We start from the raw sequence: 19,453 nt of genomic DNA on the forward strand, positions 1-19,453 counted from the left end.
AGGGGTTGTCGTTTTTAACACAGCGGAAACGGATATGACTGCGCAGACTCAGAGCTTTTCTTCGGTGATAACCCAGTCATGGCATCGTTGCAGCAAGTTTATGCAGCGGGAAACCTGGCAGGCGCCGCACCAGGCGCAGGGGCTGACGTTTGAATCCATCTGTCGGCGCAAAACCGCGCTGCTGACGATTGGCCAGGCCGCGCTGGAGGACGCCTGGGAGTTTATGGATAGCCGCCCCTGCGGGCTGTTTATCCTCGACGAGTCCGCCTGTATTCTCAGCCGCTGCGGCGATCCGCAAACCCTTGACCAGCTTGCTGAGCTGGGCTTTCGCGACGGCAGCTACTGCGCGGAAAGCATTATCGGCAGCTGCGCGCTCTCCCTGGCCTCGATGCTCGGACAGCCGGTGAAAACCGCCGGCGACAGCCACTTTAAGCAGGCGCTGCGGCCGTGGTCTTTCAGCTCGACGCCGGTGTTTGATAACCACGGCCGGCTGTTTGGCTCGATCTCGCTGTGCTGCCTGACGGAGCAGCAGGCGACGTCGGATTTATCGCTGACCCTCGCGATTGCCCGCGAGGTGGGCAACTCCCTGCTCACCGACAGCCTGCTGGCCGAGTCCAATCGGCACCTTAATCAGATGTACGGCCTGCTGGAAAGCATGGATGACGGGGTGATGGCGTGGAACGAGCAGGGGGTTCTGCAGTTTCTCAACGCGCGGGCCGCGACGCTGCTGCATCTCGATGTGCAGGCCAGCCAGGGACGCAATATTAACGAGCTGGTGACGCTGCCGGCGCTGCTGCGCCGGGCGATTAAGCACGCGCGCGGGCTGAATCATGTGGAAGTCACCTTCGAAAGCCAGCACCAGTTTGTCGATGCCGTGATCACGCTGAAGCCGATTGTCGAAGAGCAGGGCAACAGCTTTATTCTGCTGCTGCACCCGGTGGAACAGATGCGCCAGCTGATGACCAGCCAGCTGGGTAAGGTGAGCCACACTTTTGAGCAGATGTCGGCGGACGATCCGGAAACCCGGCGTCTGATTCATTTTGGTCGTCAGGCGGCGAGGGGCGCTTTTCCGGTGCTGCTGTGCGGGGAGGAGGGCGTCGGCAAAGAGCTGCTCAGCCAGGCCATCCATAATGAAAGCGAGCGGGCGGGCGGCCCCTATATTGCGGTGAACTGCCAGCTGTACGCCGACGGCGCGCTCGGGCAGGATTTTATGGGCAGCGCGCCGACCGACGACGAAAACGGCCGCCTGAGCCGGCTGGAGCTGGCCAACGGCGGCACCCTGTTTCTGGAAAAAATCGAGTATCTGGCGCCGGAGCTGCAGTCGGCGCTGCTGCAGGTCATTAAGCAGGGCGTATTAACCCGCCTCGACGCCCGGCGCCTGATCCCGGTGGACGTCAAGGTGATCGCGACGACCACCGTCGACCTCGCCAACCTGGTGGAGCAGAACCGCTTTAGCCGCCAGCTGTACTACGCGCTGCACTCGTTTGAGATCGTGATTCCCCCGCTGCGGGCGCGGCGCAACAGCATCACCTCGCTGGTGCATAACCGTCTGCGGAGCCTGGAAAAGCGCTTCTCGTCGCGCCTGAAGGTGGACGATGACGCCCTGGCGCAGCTGGTGAACTACTCCTGGCCGGGAAATGATTTTGAACTGAACAGCATTATTGAAAACGTCGCGATCAGCAGCGACAACGGGCACGTTCGCCTGAGCAATCTGCCGGAGTACCTGTTTACCGAACGTACCGGCACCGACACCTCCTCTTCGCTGCTCCCCGCCAGCCTGACGTTTAGCGCCATTGAAAAAGAGGCGATTATCCACGCCGCCCGCGTGACCAGCGGCCGGGTCCAGGAGATGTCGCAGCTGCTGAATATCGGGCGCACCACGCTGTGGCGCAAGATGAAGCAGTATGACATCGACGCCGGCCAGTTTAAGCGTAAACGTCTGGAGTAGGCGCCTATCCGCCGTTCGGCGGCAGGGCATCGGCGTCGTCACGGCACAGCCACTGCGTCCGGCGCTGCGCCAGCCCCGTCCGCTGCTGCGCCGTCGGGGGGCGCTCGCTGACGACGTAGTCAAAATCACCGACGTGGCCGTTGCGGCACAGCGCCGTGCGGCCAAACTTGGTGCTGTCGATCGCCAGCACCGTGACGTCCGCGCCGGCGGTTAACGCCCGCCGCGCCACCACTTCGTCATCGTTAAAATCGTACAGCTCGCCGGCGTCGCCGATGCCGCCGACGGAGACCACGCCAATATCCACCCGATAGCGGCTAAAGAACGCCAGGGCGTCGCCGCCGATAATATCCAGATCGCGCTTGCGGATACGTCCGCCGGCTATCGTCAGCGCGCAGTCTGGAAGCTGGCTGAGCGGCTGCGTGGCGTGCAGATTATTGGTGAAGACGGCGAGAGAAACGCTCTTCGGCAGGGCGTGCGCCACCATCTCCACCGTGGTGCCGGTGCCGAGGAAGCAGCTTTGCGCCCCGCAGAGCAGCCGCGCAACCTGCTCGCCAATCCAGCGTTTGCCGTTGATATTGACGATCTCCCGCTGCTGATAAGCGATGTTTTCGCGCGCGAAAGGCGCGACCAGGCCGTGGCGGCGCAGCAGCAGCCCCTGCGCCGTTAAGTCACGCAGATCGCTGCGTATGGTCTGCAGCGAGACGCCAAAGTGCCTGGAGAGCGCTTCAATGCTGATTTCGCCGCGTTCTGTCGCCAGCGCGACAATGGCGCTGCGACGGGTTTCCGGTGTCATATTCCCTTCCTGCCACGCTATTTTCGGCCATGCTAGCGCGGCAATGTGAAGCTATGACTACGAAAGAAGGTGGTCATATTTTTGTCAGATTCCCCTGTTTTAATCGTCGCAACGAAAACACCGGGGACGGAACGATGAATAAAAAAAACGCGCTGGCGGCGATGCTGCTAACCATCATGAGCGCATCGGCTTTTGCCAAATCGACGCTGACGCTCTATACCAGCCAGCCCAACGAAGACGCGCAGACTACCGTCAGCGCCTTTGAAAAAGCGCATCCCGATATTGAAGTGAAATGGATCCGTGACGGAACCACCAAGCTGACCGCCCGCCTGCAGGCCGAGCTCGCCGCCGGCGCCGCCGCGCCGGACGTGCTGCTGATCGCCGATAGCGTCACCATGGAGGCCCTGAAGCAGCAGAACTTACTGGCCGGCTATCGCTCGCCGCAGGCCGCCCGCTTTGACGCTCAGCTGTACGATAAAGACGGCTACTACTACGGCACTAAGCTGATCACCACCGGCATCGCCTGGAATACTAAAGCGCCGGTTAAACCCACCTCCTGGCTGGATCTCCTCAAGCCGGAGCTGAAGAACATGACCACGCTGCCCAGCCCGCTTTACTCCGGCGCGGCGCAGATCCATCAGGCGACGCTGATGAATGCACCCGACCTCGGCTGGCAATACTACGAGAAGCTAAAAGCGAACGGCGCGATGCCGCAAAGCGGCAACGGCGCGGTGATGAACGCCATCGCTTCCGGCAGTAAGGCCTACGGCGTGTTGGTGGACTACATGGCCATTCGCGAAAAGGCCAAGGGCGCGCCCATCGAATTTACCTTCCCGAAAGAGGGGGTCAGCATCGTCACCGAGCCGGTGGCGATGCTGAAGAACGCCAAAAACCCGCAGGCCGCGAAGGCGTTTATCGACTTCTTACTCTCGACGGAGGGGCAGAGGCTGGTGCTGCAGCAGGGCTACCTGCCGGCCGATGCTTCTCTGCCGGTGCCGAAGGGCTTCCCGCCGCGCGACAGCATTAAGCTGATGCCGTTCGACGCCGCCAAAGCGCTGGCCGATACCGAGGCGAACAAAAAGCGCTTTGCCGACCTGTTCGGCAGCCGTTAATAGATGAGCGATATGACCCTGCGGCAAAACGCCGGCGGCAGCTCCCTGAAGGGGCTGCTGTGGCTATTATTATGCCTCGTGGCGCTGGTCAGCCTGCTGCCCAGCCTGCGTCTGCTCATTGCGGCGCTGCTCGACTGGCGGCAGGGCAGCGACAGCAGCCTGTGGCGCGTGCTGAGCAACCCCGCGACCTGGACCGCGCTGTATAACAGCCTGTATACCAGCGGGCTGGGAACGCTGATCTCGCTGCTGCTTGGCAGCCTGTTCGCCTTTTGCCTGGCTTTGACCAATATCCGCTTTAAGCCGGTGTGGGTGTTCCTGTTTATGCTGCCGATGATGATCCCGCCGCAGGTCACCGCCCTGAGCTGGCTACAGCTCTTCGGGCCGAGCAGCATTCTGCTCAACAGCATCGGCCTGGCGCCGGGATTTGGCAGCGCTAATCCGCTCTACTCCGCCGAGGGCATCGCCCTGCTGCTCGGCATTCAGCATGCGCCGCTGGTGTTTCTGGCCCTGCGCACGCAGCTGCAGTGCCTGCCGAAGGAGCATATCGAAGCGGCCAGGCTCAACGGCGCCTCGCTGTGGCGGGTCTTTTTCGATATCGTGCTGCCGCTGTGCCGTACGGCGCTATGGGGCGGGGCGGCGATTGCCTTCGTTTCCGCCCTCGGCAACTTCGGTATTCCGGCGATGCTGGGGATCCCCATCTCTTTATTTGTGCTGCCGGTCTATATCTACCAGACGCTCTCCAGCTTCGGCCCGTCGATGCTCAACGAGGTGGCGGCGCTGTCGGTGCTGATGGGCGTGCTGGCGATCGGGATCGTTATCGTCCAGGGCCACATGCAGCGGCGCTACGCGCTGCCGCTGATCGGCATGGCGGGGCGTGGGCTGGGGTTCTCGCTGGGGAAATGGCGGCTGGCGACGGAGGCGCTGCTGGGCGTCGTGCTGTTCGCTATTCTGGTCGCGCCGCTGCTGGCGCTGATCGCCACCTCGCTGGTGCCGACGCTCGGCGTGCCGCTCAACGGCGAGACCCTGACCTTTGCCGCCTGGCGCGGCGTCGTTGACGCGCAGAGCGCCACCTGGCGGGCGCTGAGCAATAGCATGCTGCTCTCGATGTGCGCCGCGGCGGTGCTGATGCTGCTCAGCCTGCCGCTGGCGTGGCTGCTGGTGCGCCATCCTTCCCGGCCGCTGCGCTGGCTGCACAATCTTATCGATATTCCCTACACCCTGCCCGGCGTGGTGCTGGCGATTGCCTGCATTCTGCTGTTTGCCCGCCCTCTGCCGCTGCTGAATATCAGCCTCATCGGGACGCTGACGATTATCTTTTTCGCCTATCTTGCCCGTTTTCTCACCGTCTGCCTGAAGCCGGTACACAACAGCATGCTGCAGCTGGACCCGGCGATGGAGGAGGCCGCCAGCCTTGCCGGAGCGAACGTTTCGCAGCGCCTGCGCCACATCGTACTGCCGCTGATGGCGCCGGCGGCGTTTGCCGGCGCGCTGCTGGTGTTCCTCTCCGCCGTCAACGAGCTGACGGTATCGGCGCTGCTGTGGAGCGCCGGGAAAGAGACGCTGGGGGTGATGATTTTCAATCTTGATGAGAGCGGAGATAAGGTGCTGGCGTCGGCGGTGTCGGTACTGGTGGTGGCGCTGGTGGCGGTGGTGATGCTGCTGCTCAGCGCGCTCGGCAGATATTTACCCAAAGGAGTGATTCCATGGCAGAACTGAGGCTGGAGCGGCTCAGTAAAGTATTTGGCAACCAGACCGTGGTACGGGATCTCAATCTGACCATCCCGCAGGGCGCCTTCACCGCGCTGCTGGGGCCGAGCGGCTGCGGTAAAACCACCACGCTGCGCATTCTTGCCGGCCTTGAGCAGCTGAGCGACGGGCGTCTGCTGCTGAGCGATCGCCTGCTGGCGGATAGCGCCGTCCACCTGCCGCCGGAGCAGCGCGATATGGGGATGGTGTTTCAGTCCTACGCCCTGTGGCCGCACATGACCGTGGCGGAGAACGTCGGCTATCCGCTCAGGCTGCGTAAAGTTAACGGCGCCGCCCGGCAGAAGCGGGTGATGGAGGCGCTGGAGGTGGTCGAGCTCGGGGCCTATGCCGGGCGTTCGCCGCAGGAGCTGAGCGGCGGCCAGCGTCAGCGGGTGGCGCTGGCGCGCTGTCTGGTCTCCGAGCCGCAGGTGGTGCTGCTGGATGAGCCGCTGGCGAACCTCGATCGCCACCTGCGCGCGACGATGGAGCAGACGTTCCGGGAATTTCACCGCCGTACCGGCGCCACCTTTGTCTACGTGACGCACGACCAGGCGGAGGCGATGGCGCTGGCCAGCCACATCGCGGTGATGCATCAGGGCGCGCTCATGCAGTGGGGCGCGCCGCAGGAGCTTTATCAGCAGCCGCAAAACGCCTGGGTGGCGCGCTTTATCGGCAAGGGGCAGGTGCTGTCGCTGGCGATACCCGGCCAGCAGCGCCAGCTGGACTGCGCCCTGCTGCATGGGGGATTTTCCGCGGGCCAGCATGCGGCGGCGCAGCCGGTGCTGGTGCGCCCGGAACACGTGCAGCTCGCGGAGAGCGGACTGAGCGCGGAGGTGGAAAGCTGTATCTATCAGGGAGAGCGTTATTTAGTTGATTTGCGTCTGGCGGACGGGCAGCCGCTGAGCGCCTTCCACCACTCGCCGCTGCAGGCGCAGCAGAGCGTCCGCGTCCGGCTGATCCAGGGCTGGCGTCTGGAGGCGGCGTGAAGATAGACGTGATTAGCGGCCTGGGCCGCAAGGCTCCGGCGGCCATTTTGCTGAGCACGCCGCGCCAGCGCATCCTGCTGGATGCCGGCGGCGCGCTGGAGCCGGATGAGGCGCCGTGGCCGGTTCCGGCGGATATCGACGCCATTCTGCTCAGCCACGATCATGTGGATCATATTGCCGGGCTGAGCCGCCTGCCGGCGGAAATTCCCATCTACTGCAGCGCCGTCACCGCCCAGGCGCTGCCCGCGGGGCGCAACGTTCACCCGGTGGCGGTGCGCGGTCAGTTCTCCCTCGGCGAGATAACCGTCACTACCGGCAGCTGCGGCCACGCCTGGGGCGGGATGTGGTTCCATCTGAACGTGGCGGGCGGCCTGTTTTACAGCGGCGATATTAGTCTGGAATCCCTGCTGTTCCGCTTTGACGTTCCGCCGCCCGCGAGCCTGGCGCTGGTGGATGCCTCCTACGGTTTATACGATGTGCCGCAAAGCCGGCAGCGAGAAAAGCTGCGCGCGTACCTGTCGCAGCCGACCCTCTGCCCGGTGCCGCCTTCCGGACGCGCCGCCGAGCTGGCGCTGTTTATGGCCCGCGAGCGGCGGCCGAACGTCGCCATGGACGCCGCCTGCCTGAGCATGCTGGTGCAGATGGCGGAGCATGACGATGGCAGCCTGCAGCATGGCGTTGCCGCGGAGCTGCGGGCGCTGGCCGCGGCGCTTCCGGTGTTTTCGCCCCACGCGCCGCTGGTATTGGCCGCCGACCCCGACGGCATGAGCGGCATGGCGGGCGCGCTGCGGGCGCGGGAGGATTTTCAACATCGAACCCTGTTTACCGGCCACCTCAACCAGCTTGCGCGCCAGCAGCGGCTGGCAGGCGACGTTGATTTTTGCCGCTGGAACGTGCACCCCACCGTCAGCTGCCTGCAAACGCTGATCTCTCAGCTCTCCTGCCGCTACTTTATGCCGCTGTTTACCGCCATTGAGAGCCCGCTTCTGTGGCAGCAGGCGCTGGGCTGCCAAATCATGACTCATCCGACGATCGAGATGGAACTATGCCAATAATCTGTAAGCCTTTTGTCTTCGTTCGCCACGGCGAAACGGCCCTTAACCGGGATAAATTAATCGGCGGAAGCACGGACGTACCGCTCACCGAAGAGGGCGAGCTGCAGGCGCAGGAGGTTCGTCCGCTGCTGGGGCGCTATCGCTGGAACGGCGTCGCCGTCAGCCCGCTGCTGCGTGCGCGACAAACGGCCGAGCTGGCGCTCCCCGACGTGCCCTATACGGTGTTCGACGATCTGCGCGAGCGGGACTGGGGGGAGTTAGAGCGCCGGCCGTGGACGGAGCAGCCGCCGTATGAGGAGACGCCGCCGGGCGGCGAAAGCTGGGAAGCGTTTTGCCAGCGGGTGACCGGCGCGCTAAATACGATCCTGACGCAGTACGAGCGTCCGTTAATTATCGCCCATTCCGGCGTGTTTCGGGTGCTGCGCCGCTATGCGCTCGGTACGCCCTACGGCATCCGGCTCGGTAACGTGGTGCCGATGTGGATTTCCCCCGGACAGCAGCCTAACGAGTGGCGCATCGTCCCGCTGGAGGAAGCCGACGAGCGCTAAGCCCGCGCGGCGGGGATGCTGGCGGGATCGCCAGCATCCCCGCCGGAATCTCCGTCCCGCCAGCACCGCCTGAAAACGGAACCCACCGCTTTATCCGCCCAGCAGACCCGCAGCAGCGCTGAACAACAGGCCATGATGGCGGCCTCTCGCACCAGCCTGTCCAGGCGCAGGCGGCCGGCGCCAGCCTCCCTTTGAACGCTTCCGGCGCAGCGGCGGCTAAAAAGCTTATTGAAAATGAGAATCATTTATGTGATTTATAGTGGCTTTGATGCAGGCTCCTCAGGGAAAAGTTAATGTCCAATATTGAGCTGCAGGTGCTGTTTGAGCGTCATGCCCAGCCGCTGTTGGCGTATCTGAAAAGCCAGCTGCACGATGCGCAGCTGGCCGACGATTTGATGCAGGAGAGTTTTGCCCGCCTCTTCGAACACTATCCACAGGGAAAAATTCAGGACAGCGAATCCTATCTGTTCCGTACGGCGAGGAATCTGCTGTTCGATCATTACCGTCAGCTGCAGCGGCGGCAAACCATGGCATTCAGCGATGATGAGATGGCCCACTTTCCCAGCGACGATCCGGGCGCTGAACAGCGCGCGATTGACCAGCAGCAGGTTGAGCGGATTGTCGGCCAGCTGCTGAGCCTGCCGGAACGGACGCAGGCTATTTTTCGCCTCAGCCGGCTCGAAGGAGTGCCGCAGGCGGAGATTGCGACGCGGCTGGGCGTATCGCTCAGCACCGTAGAAAAACATCTGGCGCAGGCGCTGGCAACCCTGATGTGCGGAATACAGAAATAATGGCATTTTTTTTACGGGTTTTACCTGGTTCAAACGTCTTAATGATTAACCCGGATAGTCAGGAAGCAGTGAAATGAGTCAGTTGAGTGAGGCAATACGTCAGCAGGCCGCGCTATGGGCTGTGAAAATGGCCGAGCGGTCGCTGACCGACGATGAGGAGCGGGCGATGGCCGCGTGGCGGGAGGCGGATCCGCAGCACGCCGACGCGCTGATTCAGGCGCAGCAGCTGTGGCTTATGCTCGGGACGCTGCCGCGAGCGACGCCGACCGCCCGCGAAGCGGATGGGCCCTCTGCCACGGTGGTACCTTTGCCCGTCCCGCCGGCGGCGAGCGTTCGTCCCCGCTGGCGCTCCTGGGCGACGGCCGCCGTCGTGGTGCTGGCGTCCCTGCCGGTACTGTTGATGCTTCCCGACGCCTGGCTGCGCTGGCAGGCCGATTATTACACCGCCGCCGGCGAAATTCGCCAGGTGACGCTGCCGGACGGCAGCCGGGTCGATCTCGATAGCCGCAGCGCCATCGAGCTGCATTTCAACGCCGGGGAGCGGCGCGTTACGCTGCTGTCAGGCAACGCCTGGTTTACCGTCGCCCCGCTGAGCAGCCGCGAGACGCGGCCCTTTCGCGTAGAGGCGAACGGCGGCGTCACGCAGGCGCTAGGGACGCAGTTCAGCGTCGATCTTGACGGCAGCGGGGCGGACGTGGCGGTGCATGAGCACAGCGTGCGGGTCAGCTATAAAGGGCAATCGCTTGTGCTGGATGAGCAGCAGGGCGCGCGCTATGCCGATAATCGCCTGACGCGGCGGCCGGTTTCGCCGGCGCAGTTCGCCTGGCGGCGCGGCTGGCTGATTATCGACGGGCTGCCGGTAGGCGAGGCGGTGGCGCGGATAAATCGCTACCAGAGCCAGCGGGTTATCGTCGTCAATCCGGCGCTGAGAAAGCGGACCGTCAGCGGCGCCTTCGCGCTCAAGGAGCCTGAACGCGCCGTTGAAACCCTGCGCCAGACGCTGGGGGCGAAGCAGATGACGCTGCCGGGAATGACCCTTCTGTACTAGATTGTGCGGGCGTTTTTGTGGGCCCATTTTTATATTTTTACTTTTTCTAAAAAATTTTTACGGGTTTGTGTACGTCGTTCGTCTTTATTGTTGAATGAGATTGATTACCATTATCAACGATAATCGAGTACACACATGCACCCATTACAGCCCCAATTTTGCAAAAGCCGCCGTCGCCTTGCTTTTGCCATATCGCTGACGTTAGCGCTGACCGCGCCGGCGCTGAGCCAGGCCGCAGCGGCGGCAACGGAAGCGGTAAAACAGAACAAAACCTTCGCCATTCCCCCGCAATCTCTGCAAAGCGCGCTGCTGCGATTTGGCGAGCAGTCCGGCGTGCAGATTTTTTTTGAAGACAGTACGGTGCAGGGGATGAAGTCGCAGCCGCTGAACGGCACGATGCCGATCGCCGCCGCGCTGCGCCAGCTGATTGGCAACAACGCCGTGGCGCCGGAATTTACCGCCGACGGGCAGATTATTCTCCGCGCGCGGCGCGCCGATGAATCGCGCATCGGCGGGCCGGTAAGCGACGATACCTTAACCGTTACCGCCACCTTAAATTATTCTGCGGATGACTGGGTCTATGAACAGCCCCGCTCCGTCAGCGTTATCGACCGCAAGAAGATGGACGACCGGCCGGCGCGGCACGCGGCGGATATCCTCGAACAGACCGCCGGCGTTTACTCCAGCGTGAGCCAGCAGGATCCGGCCCTGTCGGTGAATATTCGCGGGATGCAGGACTACGGCCGCGTCAACATGAACATCGACGGGATGCGGCAGAATTTCCAGAAAAGCGGCCACGGCCAGCGTAACGGCACCATGTACATCGATCCGGAGCTGCTGAGCGGGGTCACCGTCGAAAAAGGCACCACCGGCGGCATGGGCAGCGCCGGCACGCTGGGCGGCATCGCCACTTTTAACACCCTCAACGCCAGCGACTTTATCTATGACGGCAAAGAGCTGGGCGGCAAGCTGCACGCCAGCACCGGCGATAACGGTACCCGCTTTATCGGCAGCGGCGCGCTGGCGTGGGGCAATGAAACGGGAGATATTCTGCTGGCCGCCAGCGAGCGCCACCTGGGCGACTACTGGCCGGGCAATAAAGGCGATATCGGCGACATCCGCGTCAACAACGACACCGGCAACTACGATCGCTATGCCAGCGCGTTAAAAAACAATCAGATTACCGACAGCCGCTACAAGATGCTGTCGCGGATGGCGAAGGTAGGCTGGAATCTGCCCTCTAACCAGCGCGTGCAGCTAAGCTATCTGCAAACCCAGGTGAGCTCGCCGACGGCCAGCACCCTGACCGCCGTCGGCGAAGGCGATGACCGGACGCTGGGCTGGAAGCAGAGCGGCTACGACGTGGTGATGGCGCGCAACGTCGCCCTCGACTACAGCCTCGCGCCCTACGATCGCGACTGGCTCGATCTGCACGCCAAGCTCTACTACGTCGATACCGACTCGAACAGCGATACTTACGGCAGCGGGACGACGGCGGATTACTGGACGCAAACCCGCCTGCGCACCTACGGCGCCCAGCTGCAAAACACCTCGCACTTCTCGCTGGCCCCGGCGCACGGGCTGAAGGCGAACTACGGCGCCGAGTTTTACTATGACAAAGCCACCAGCCGCTCAACGTCTGAGGATATGGAGGGCGTGACGCCCGGCGGAAACCGGTCGATATTCAGCCTGTTCTCGACGCTGACCTACGAGTACGACGACTGGCTGACGGTGGAGGGCGGGCTGCGCTATGACCGCTATCGCCTGCGCGGCACCACCGGCATGAACTATCCCGAAGCGACCTACACCATCGATAACCCCTGCACCTCGCGTCGTCTGAGCGGCTGCCTCATTTCCAGCTCTTACCATGAATGGCTGGTGGATCGCGAAGAGTCGCGCGTCTCGCCGACGCTGGCGCTGGCGGTGAAGCCGGGCGTCGACTGGCTGGAGCTGTATACCACCTACGGCCGCTCCTGGCGTCCGCCGGCGATTACCGAAACCCTGACCAGCGGCAGCGCCCACGGCGACTCCACGCAGTATCCCAACCCGTTCCTGCAGGCGGAACGCTCCCGCGCCTGGGAAGTGGGGGTGAACCTGCTGAAAGGCGGTCTGCTGCAGGAGGAGGATCGCCTGGCGGTCAAGGTGGCCTACTTCGATACCAAGGTGTCGAACTATATCAGCATGGCGATTAACCGCGAAAAGCCGGGCATCACCCAGCCGGGGCTGGGCAACACCGCGTACGTCAATAACCTCAACACCACCCGTTTCCGCGGGATCGAGTATCAGCTGAACTACGATGCGGGCTTTGTTTATACCGATTTCACCTACACACACATGATCGGTAAAAACGAGTTTTGCTCGCGTAAAGCGTGGCTGGGCGGGAAGCAGCAGGGCGCCGGCAGCGCCAATAACTGGTACTGGGAAGATAATGATGAGGCGAACAACTTCGTGACCTGCGACGGCGGCAGCCAGTTTAGCTCCGCCGCGTTTCTCCCCGGCGATCGCGGCTCGTTTACCCTCGGCGGTCGCGCCTTTGACCGCAAGCTCGACGCCGGCGTCACGGTGCGCTTTGCGCCGGGCTATCAGGATCACAGCGTGCCGACCAACTACCCCTATCTGGCCGACTGGCCGCGCTACACCCTGTTTGACCTTTACGCCAGCTATCGCGTGACCGACAACCTGACGCTGCGCGGCTCCGTGGAGAACGTCTCCAACCGCGCCTACGTGGTCAGTTACGGCGAAACCCTGGGCAACACCTTAGGCCGCGGACGCACCGTGCAGGGTGGCATCGAATACCGCTTTTAACCCCCGTATGACGCGGCGCAGTTCGGGCGTGCTCTGCACGTAAAAAGGCCGCGATATCTGTAATATCAGGAGACCAATATGGCATTTTCAGTGGATTACGACAGCTCTGTAGGCAGCTATAGCATTCATGATTATCTGGCTGAATGGTCAGCCACGTTTGGTGACGTTAACCATACCAACGGTAACGTGGACGATAGCAACTCCGGCGGCTTCTACGGCGGTGCGCTGTCCGGAAGCCAGTACGCTATCACCAGCACCGCGAACAACATCACCTCATTCGTGGCGGAAGGAAACCTAACCTATACCCTGTTTGCCGACCCGGCGCACACGCTGTACGGCTCCCTTGACGGCCTGTCGTTCGGCGATGGCCTGCAGGGCGGCAGCTCTTCGCCGTACAACATCCAGGCGCTGGACGTTAGCTTCAGCGGGCTCGGCCTGAGCAGCGCGCAGTCCGAAGGTCATGACGGCATCGTGCATGAGGTGGTGTATGGCCTGATGTCCGGCGATACCAGCGCGCTGGAAACGGCGCTGAACGGCATCCTTGACCAGTACAACCTGAGCATCGACTCGACCTTCGATCAGATCGCGGCGGTCGTGGGCACATCGGCAACCGCAGACCATACGGACCTGCTGGCGGCTTAACCCTTCCGTTTCCCCGCTGCGGCGGGGAAACGGTTCAGGCAGGAGAAAGAATGAGCGAAACTCAGGTGCCTCAGGCGGGACGGCAGGAGATTCTGGCGGCGCTCGCGACCTGCCGGCGCGGCTTCTGGTGCGTGGCGCTGTTCACCGCGGCGATCAATATCCTGATGCTCTCGCCGGCGCTGTATATGCTGCAGGTCTACGATCGCGTTCTGCCGTCCGGCAACCTTATGACGCTGACGATGCTGACCTTAATGATCGTCGGACTGCTGCTGTTTCTTGGCCTGATGGAGTGGGTGCGCAGCGGGCTGGTCATCCGCCTCGGCGCGCAGCTGGATATGCGTCTTAACGCGCGGGTTTTTGACGCCGCGTTCGGCACCAATCTGAAAACGGGCAACGTCCTGGCAGGCCAGGCGCTAAACGACCTCACCAGTTTACGCCAGTTCGCGACCGGCAGCGCGCTGTTCGCCTTTTTTGACGCCCCCTGGTTTCCCCTCTATCTGCTGGTGGTTTATCTGCTGCATCCGTGGCTTGGCGTTCTGGCGACCCTCGGCGCGGCGCTGCTGCTGGCGCTGGCCTGGCTCAATCTGCGCTTAAGCCAGCCGCTGCTGGAGCGGGCGGGAAAGGTAGCGCTCCACGCCAGCCAGCGGGCCAACGGCCAGCTGCGGCAGGCCGAAGCGATAGAAGCGATGGGGATGCTGCAAACTCTGCGTCAGCGCTGGCGCTGCCGGCACGCCGAGTTTTTACATTTACAAAGCCGCGGCAGCGAGAGAATGGCGCTGATCACCTCCCTGACGCGCACGCTGCGCCTGGCCCTGCAGTCGCTGATGCTCGGCTGCGGCGCGCTGCTGGCGGTCAACGGCGATATCACCTCCGGCATGATGATTGCCGGCTCTATCCTGATTGGCCGCGTGCTGGGGCCTATCGATCAGCTGCTCGGCAGCTGGAAGCAGTGGCTGGCGGCCCGCGAAGCCTGGCAGCGGCTGCAGGTGCTGCTGGCCGCGAATCCGCCGCAGCCCGAGCGTTTACCGCTGCCCGCGCCGCAGGGACATTTACGCGTTGAGCAGCTGACGATTACGGCGCCGGGAGGCCGTCAGCCGATATTGATGCAGCTGCAGTTTTCGCTGGCTGCCGGCACCGTTCTGGGGGTGATTGGCGCATCCGGTTCGGGTAAAACGCAGCTGATGAAGCAGCTGGTCGGCGTGCAGAAACCGCTATCCGGCAGCGTGCGGCTGGACGATGCTGAAATCCATCAGTGGGATAAAACGGCGCTGGGTCCGCATATCGGCTATCTGCCGCAGGATATCCAGCTGTTTGCCGGGACGCTGGCGGAAAATATTGCCCGCTTTGGCGAGGTGGATGCCGATAGCGTGGTGCTGGCCGCGCAGATGGCCGGCATCCACGCGCTGATTTTACGTCTGCCGCAGGGCTATGACACGGTGTTGGGCGAAGGCGGCAGCGGCCTGTCTGGCGGCCAGCGCCAGCGGGTGGCGCTGGCCCGCGCGCTTTACGGCCTACCGGCCCTGGTGGTGCTGGATGAGCCGAACGCCAACCTCGATAAAGAGGGCGAGGCGGCGCTGCAGCAGGCCATTTTGACTCTGAAAGAGAAAGGAAAAAGCGTGGTACTGGTGACGCATAAACCGGCGATTCTGGCGATTACCGATCGCCTGCTGGTGCTCTCCGGCGGCAGAATGCAGCACGAAGGCCCGAGCGCCGAAGTGCTGAAAAAGCTGCCGGGCATGGCCGGCGCGCCGACCTCCGGCGCGGTAACGCCGATCGGCGCGGGCCGGCACGGCGGTTTTAACGTGGGCTATACCGCGGTGTCGCCGCGGGTACGCGCTGAGGGGAAATGATGAGAGCGCTGACGCAGTCCGAGCAGCTGGCCTGGTATGAGGGATCGTTCAGCGAACGCGCCTATTTACGCTGGGGATTATGGCTGGTGATCGTCGGATTCGGCGGGTTTCTCTGCTGGGCCAGCTTCGCGCCGCTCGATCGCGGCGTGCCGGTCTCCGGCAGCGTGGTGGTGACGGGAAATCGTAAAGCGGTACAGCATCCCGGCGGCGGGGTGATTGCGCAGCTGCGCGTCCACGACGGCGAGAAGGTGCAGGCAGGCCAGGTGCTGGTGGTGATGAATACCGTGACCACGCAAACCCGACGCGACGCGCTGCAAAGCCAGCTGCGCAGCCTGCAGCTGCAGATGGCGCGCTGGACGGCGGAGCGAACGGGGGAGAGCGAGATCGTGCTGCTGCCCGAGCTGGCGGCGGTCAGGGAGGAACCGGAGGTGGTGGAACAGCTGGCGATTCAGCGTCAGCTCCTGGTTAACCGCCGCGCGGCCCTGCGCAGCGAGCTGGCGGCCATTGATGAAGGGGTGGCCGGTACCCAGGCGCTGCTCAGCGGGATGCAGTCTTTACTGAGCAGCAAGCAGCAGCAAAAGCGCCTGCTCAACGAGCAGCTCTCCGGCATACGCGGGCTGGCCGCGAAGGGCTACGTGGCGCGCAATCAGCTGCTGTCGATGGAGGGGGAGCTTGCCAGCGTGGAGGGGGAGATTTCACAAACCCACGGCAGCATCGGGCGGCTGCAGCGGCAGGCGATCGAGCTGCGGCTGCAGGCGCAGCAGCGTCGGGATGAGTACGCTAAAGAGGTCAATACCCAGCTGGCGGACGGCCAGGCGCAGATCGCCGCGCTGAAAAACCAGCTGGAGAAAGCGCAGGCCGATCTGCAGGATACGCAGATTAAGGCCCCGGTGGCGGGAACGGTGGTCGGCATGGCGGTATTTACCGAGGGCGGCGTTATTCAGGCCGGGCAGCAGCTGATGGAGATCGTGCCGGAGGATTCGCCGATGGAGGTTGAAGCCCGCGTGCCGGTCGAGCTGATCGATAAGGTGCATCAGGCCCTGCCGGTGGAGCTGCTATTTTCGGCCTTCGATCAGAGCACCACGCCGCGCGTGGCGGGGGAGGTCACGATGGTCGGCGCCGACCGCCTGGTCGATGAACAAACCGGGAAGCCCTACTACGCGCTCCGCGTTAAGGTCACGCAGGAGGGGATGGACAAGCTGCAGGGATTAACGATTCGACCCGGAATGCCGGTTGAAGGGTTTATCCGCACCGGCGAGCGTTCGCTGATGAACTATCTGCTGAAGCCGCTGACCGACCGCCTGCACCTGGCGCTGACCGAATCCTGACGAGCGCCCGCCGGCACCAGCCGCTGGCCGAACGGGTTGCAGGCGAGCGGGCAAATAAAAAGGACTTAGCCATTTTCATGGTTAAGTCCTTTTCTTGTCTGGTGGCCCCTGCTGGACTTGAACCAGCGACCAAGCGATTATGAGTCGCCTGCTCTAACCACTGAGCTAAGGGGCCGTGGCGAGGGATTATAAAGTAACTGGCAGATGCAATCCAGCCTAAAACGCGCGGCTGCTGTTTTTATAAACAACGCATTTTCAATCCTTTATAATTACCTTTTAGCTATTGAGCAGGGGATAAGATGATTAACGATATTCTGGCACCGAACCTGCGGGTGGTGTTCTGCGGGATCAATCCGGGAAAATCCTCCGCCCATACCGGCTTTCACTTCGCGCACGCGGGAAACCGCTTCTGGAAGGTGATTCACCAGGCGGGCTTCACCGACCGGCTGCTGAAGCCGGAAGAGGAGCTCCAGCTGCTCGACACCCGCTGCGGGATCACCATGCTGGTGGAGCGTCCGACGGTGCAGGCCAGCGAAGTAGCGCTGCAGGAGCTGCGCAGCGGGGGGCGAGAGCTGGTGCGGAAAATAGAGGAGTATCAGCCGCGGGCGCTGGCGGTTCTCGGCAAGCAGGCCTTTGAGAAGGCGTTTCAGGCGCGCAGCGTGAAGTGGGGCAGGCAGCAGGCGACCATCGGGGCGACCGAGCTGTGGGTGCTGCCGAATCCCAGCGGGCTGAATCGGGCGACGCTCGATAAGCTGGTGGAGGCGTATCGCGAGCTTGACGATGCGCTGGCGACGCGCGGGCTATAGCCTCGCGCCTGGGGGTAAACGCCGGGCAAAAAAAAGCTCCCCGCGGGGAGCTTTTTGCATTTACTGCCTGACGATTAATCGTCGAGGAAGCTACGCAGAACCTCAGAGCGGCTCGGATGGCGCAGCTTGCGCAGCGCTTTCGCTTCGATCTGACGAATACGTTCGCGGGTAACGTCGAACTGTTTACCCACTTCTTCCAGCGTGTGGTCGGTATTCATGTCGATACCGAAACGCATACGCAGGACCTTCGCTTCACGAGCGGTCAGGCCGGCCAGAACGTCGTGGGTGGCAGCGCGCAGGCTTTCCGTGGTGGCGGAATCCAGCGGCAGCTCGAGGGTGGTATCCTCGATGAAATCACCCAGATGCGAATCTTCATCGTCGCCGATCGGCGTTTCCATGGAGATCGGCTCTTTGGCGATTTTCAGCACCTTACGAATTTTATCTTCCGGCATCAGCATGCGCTCGGCCAGCTCTTCCGGCGTCGGCTCGCGGCCCATTTCCTGCAGCATCTGGCGAGAAATACGGTTGAGCTTGTTGATGGTCTCAATCATATGCACCGGAATACGGATGGTGCGCGCCTGATCCGCGATGGAGCGGGTGATCGCCTGACGGATCCACCAGGTTGCATAGGTGGAGAACTTGTAGCCGCGACGGTACTCGAACTTATCTACCGCCTTCATCAGGCCGATGTTACCTTCCTGAATCAGATCGAGGAACTGCAGGCCGCGGTTGGTGTATTTCTTGGCGATAGAAATAACCAGACGCAAGTTTGCTTCAACCATCTCTTTCTTCGCACGGCGGGCTTTCGCTTCACCGATGGACATACGACGGTTGATATCCTTAACCTGCTCGATGGTCAGGCCGGTTTCTTCTTCAATCTGCTGCAGCTTCATCAGGCCGCGCTGAACGTCTTCTTTGACGTCGTGCAGCTTTTCAGACCACGGTTTGTTCATGGCGACAGCCGCGTTGAACCAGGTTTCGCTGGTTTCATTGCCGGTGAACAGCGTGATGAAGTTTTTCTTCGGCATTTTGCACTGTTCGACGCACAGCTTCATGATGATGCGTTCCTGAGTACGCACTCTGTCCATCATGCTACGCATGCTGCCGACCAGGTAATCGAACTGTTTCGGTACCAGGCGGAACTGTTTAAAGACTTCAGACAGCTTGAGAATTTCTTCCTGTGCTGCGGCGTGGCTACGGCCTTTTGCTTTGATGGTATCGCGGGTCAGTTCGTATTGTGTACGCAGCTCACCGAATTTCTCGCGCGCCAGCTCTGGGTCGATGCTGTTGTCGTCATCGCTGCTGTCGTCGTCTTCTTCTTCTTCATCTTCTTCGTCGTCATCCATCTCTTCCTGAGACAGTTCGGAGCCGACGTGCGTGGCGGTTGGCGCCATGTCTTCTTCGGCGTTCGGATCGACGAATCCGGTGATCAGGTCAGACAGACGCGCTTCTTCAGCTTCAACGCGATCGTACTGTTCCAGCAGGTAGGTAATGGCTTCCGGATATTCGGCAACGGAGCACTGGACCTGGTTGATCCCGTCTTCGATGCGCTTAGCGATGTCAATTTCGCCTTCGCGGGTCAGCAGTTCCACGGTACCCATTTCGCGCATATACATGCGCACCGGGTCGGTCGTGCGTCCGATCTCTGATTCAACACTGGACAGAACCTGTGCAGCAGCTTCTTCTGCATCTTCGTCGGTGTTGTTGCTGTTTTCGGCCAGCAGCAGATCGTCGGCATCCGGTGCTTCTTCCATCACCTGAATGCCCATATCATTGATCATTTGGATGATGTCTTCGATCTGATCGGAGTCGACGATATCTTCCGGCAGATGGTCATTGACCTCGGCATAGGTCAGATAGCCTTGCTCCTTACCACGTTGGACAAGAAGCTTCAGCTGTGACTGCGGGTTTTGCTCCATAAGACGGTATCCACACTTAATTCGTTTGATTGGTGTTGGCAGACAAACTGCCAGCATTTAAAGCGAGGGCGTACTT

The 19,453-nt window shown here is 62.1% G+C and carries 15 protein-coding genes and 1 tRNA gene; 13 read left to right on the forward strand and 3 right to left on the reverse strand.

Annotated elements, in window-relative coordinates; genetic code table 11:
* Nucleotides 1–34 precede the first annotated feature (34 nt).
* A complete protein-coding gene (gene dhaR, locus MMW58_RS03090; protein WP_133600882.1) occupies nt 35–1,948 on the forward strand; it encodes a dihydroxyacetone kinase operon transcriptional regulator DhaR in 1,914 nt (637 codons plus the stop codon).
* A 4-nt stretch (nt 1,949–1,952) separates the two neighbouring features.
* Here the strand turns inward: dhaR and MMW58_RS03095 are convergent, their stop codons facing one another.
* Nucleotides 1,953–2,741, reverse strand: a complete 789-nt coding sequence (locus tag MMW58_RS03095; RefSeq protein WP_241722736.1) for a DeoR/GlpR family DNA-binding transcription regulator — start codon at nt 2,739–2,741, stop codon at nt 1,953–1,955.
* A 134-nt stretch (nt 2,742–2,875) separates the two neighbouring features.
* On the opposite strand from MMW58_RS03095, the gene MMW58_RS03100 reads away from it, so the two are divergent.
* The 11 genes from MMW58_RS03100 (at nt 2,876) to MMW58_RS03150 (ending at nt 16,652) form a co-directional block, all read left to right on the forward strand.
* A complete protein-coding gene (locus MMW58_RS03100) occupies nt 2,876–3,853 on the forward strand; it encodes an ABC transporter substrate-binding protein (RefSeq protein ID WP_133600884.1) in 978 nt (325 codons plus the stop codon).
* 3 nt (nt 3,854–3,856) lie between these two features.
* Nucleotides 3,857–5,569 carry an ABC transporter permease gene (locus MMW58_RS03105; protein WP_241722737.1) on the forward strand — a complete coding sequence of 571 codons (1,713 nt, stop codon included), beginning with the start codon at nt 3,857–3,859 and terminating at the stop codon, nt 5,567–5,569.
* Entirely contained in the window at nt 5,557–6,585 is a 1,029-nt protein-coding gene (locus tag MMW58_RS03110; protein ID WP_159237075.1) for an ABC transporter ATP-binding protein, read from the forward strand. The genes MMW58_RS03105 and MMW58_RS03110 overlap by 13 nt, the downstream gene beginning before the upstream one ends.
* A complete protein-coding gene (locus tag MMW58_RS03115; RefSeq protein WP_159237076.1) occupies nt 6,582–7,640 on the forward strand; it encodes an MBL fold metallo-hydrolase in 1,059 nt (352 codons plus the stop codon). The genes MMW58_RS03110 and MMW58_RS03115 overlap by 4 nt, the downstream gene beginning before the upstream one ends.
* A complete protein-coding gene (locus MMW58_RS03120; protein WP_159237077.1) occupies nt 7,631–8,188 on the forward strand; it encodes a histidine phosphatase family protein in 558 nt (185 codons plus the stop codon). The genes MMW58_RS03115 and MMW58_RS03120 overlap by 10 nt, the downstream gene beginning before the upstream one ends.
* A gap of 293 nt (nt 8,189–8,481) precedes the next feature.
* Nucleotides 8,482–8,979 (forward strand): RNA polymerase sigma factor, encoded by a 498-nt coding sequence (locus MMW58_RS03125; RefSeq protein WP_045856774.1) that lies wholly within the window; start codon nt 8,482–8,484, stop codon nt 8,977–8,979.
* A gap of 73 nt (nt 8,980–9,052) precedes the next feature.
* Entirely contained in the window at nt 9,053–10,027 is a 975-nt protein-coding gene (locus MMW58_RS03130) for a FecR family protein (RefSeq protein WP_133600889.1), read from the forward strand.
* Nucleotides 10,028–10,162: 135 nt separating this feature from the next.
* On the forward strand, nt 10,163–12,832 hold the full coding sequence (locus tag MMW58_RS03135) for a TonB-dependent receptor (RefSeq protein ID WP_241722738.1): 2,670 nt from the start codon (nt 10,163–10,165) through the stop codon (nt 12,830–12,832).
* 78 nt (nt 12,833–12,910) lie between these two features.
* On the forward strand, nt 12,911–13,474 hold the full coding sequence (locus MMW58_RS03140) for a heme acquisition protein HasA (RefSeq protein WP_241722739.1): 564 nt from the start codon (nt 12,911–12,913) through the stop codon (nt 13,472–13,474).
* A gap of 50 nt (nt 13,475–13,524) precedes the next feature.
* A complete protein-coding gene (locus MMW58_RS03145; protein ID WP_241722740.1) occupies nt 13,525–15,324 on the forward strand; it encodes a type I secretion system permease/ATPase in 1,800 nt (599 codons plus the stop codon).
* The gene (locus tag MMW58_RS03150; protein WP_241722741.1) at nt 15,321–16,652 is read left to right on the forward strand and encodes an HlyD family type I secretion periplasmic adaptor subunit; all 1,332 of its coding nucleotides are present in this window, start codon (nt 15,321–15,323) and stop codon (nt 16,650–16,652) included. The genes MMW58_RS03145 and MMW58_RS03150 overlap by 4 nt, the downstream gene beginning before the upstream one ends.
* A 99-nt stretch (nt 16,653–16,751) precedes the next feature.
* Here MMW58_RS03150 and MMW58_RS03155 read toward each other — a convergent pair.
* A tRNA-Ile gene (locus tag MMW58_RS03155) sits at nt 16,752–16,827 on the reverse strand.
* Between the two features lie 124 nt (nt 16,828–16,951).
* Here MMW58_RS03155 and mug point away from each other — a divergent pair.
* The gene (gene mug, locus MMW58_RS03160; protein WP_041147304.1) at nt 16,952–17,458 is read left to right on the forward strand and encodes a G/U mismatch-specific DNA glycosylase; all 507 of its coding nucleotides are present in this window, start codon (nt 16,952–16,954) and stop codon (nt 17,456–17,458) included.
* Nucleotides 17,459–17,532: 74 nt separating this feature from the next.
* On the opposite strand, the gene rpoD is transcribed toward mug, so the two are convergent.
* Nucleotides 17,533–19,377, reverse strand: coding sequence for an RNA polymerase sigma factor RpoD (rpoD, locus tag MMW58_RS03165; protein ID WP_041147303.1), 1,845 nt, complete (start codon nt 19,375–19,377; stop codon nt 17,533–17,535).
* Between the last annotated feature and the right edge of the window lie 76 nt (nt 19,378–19,453).

The organism is Klebsiella sp. HC6 (assembly GCF_022605325.1).
Classification (GTDB): domain Bacteria; phylum Pseudomonadota; class Gammaproteobacteria; order Enterobacterales; family Enterobacteriaceae; genus Klebsiella; species Klebsiella terrigena.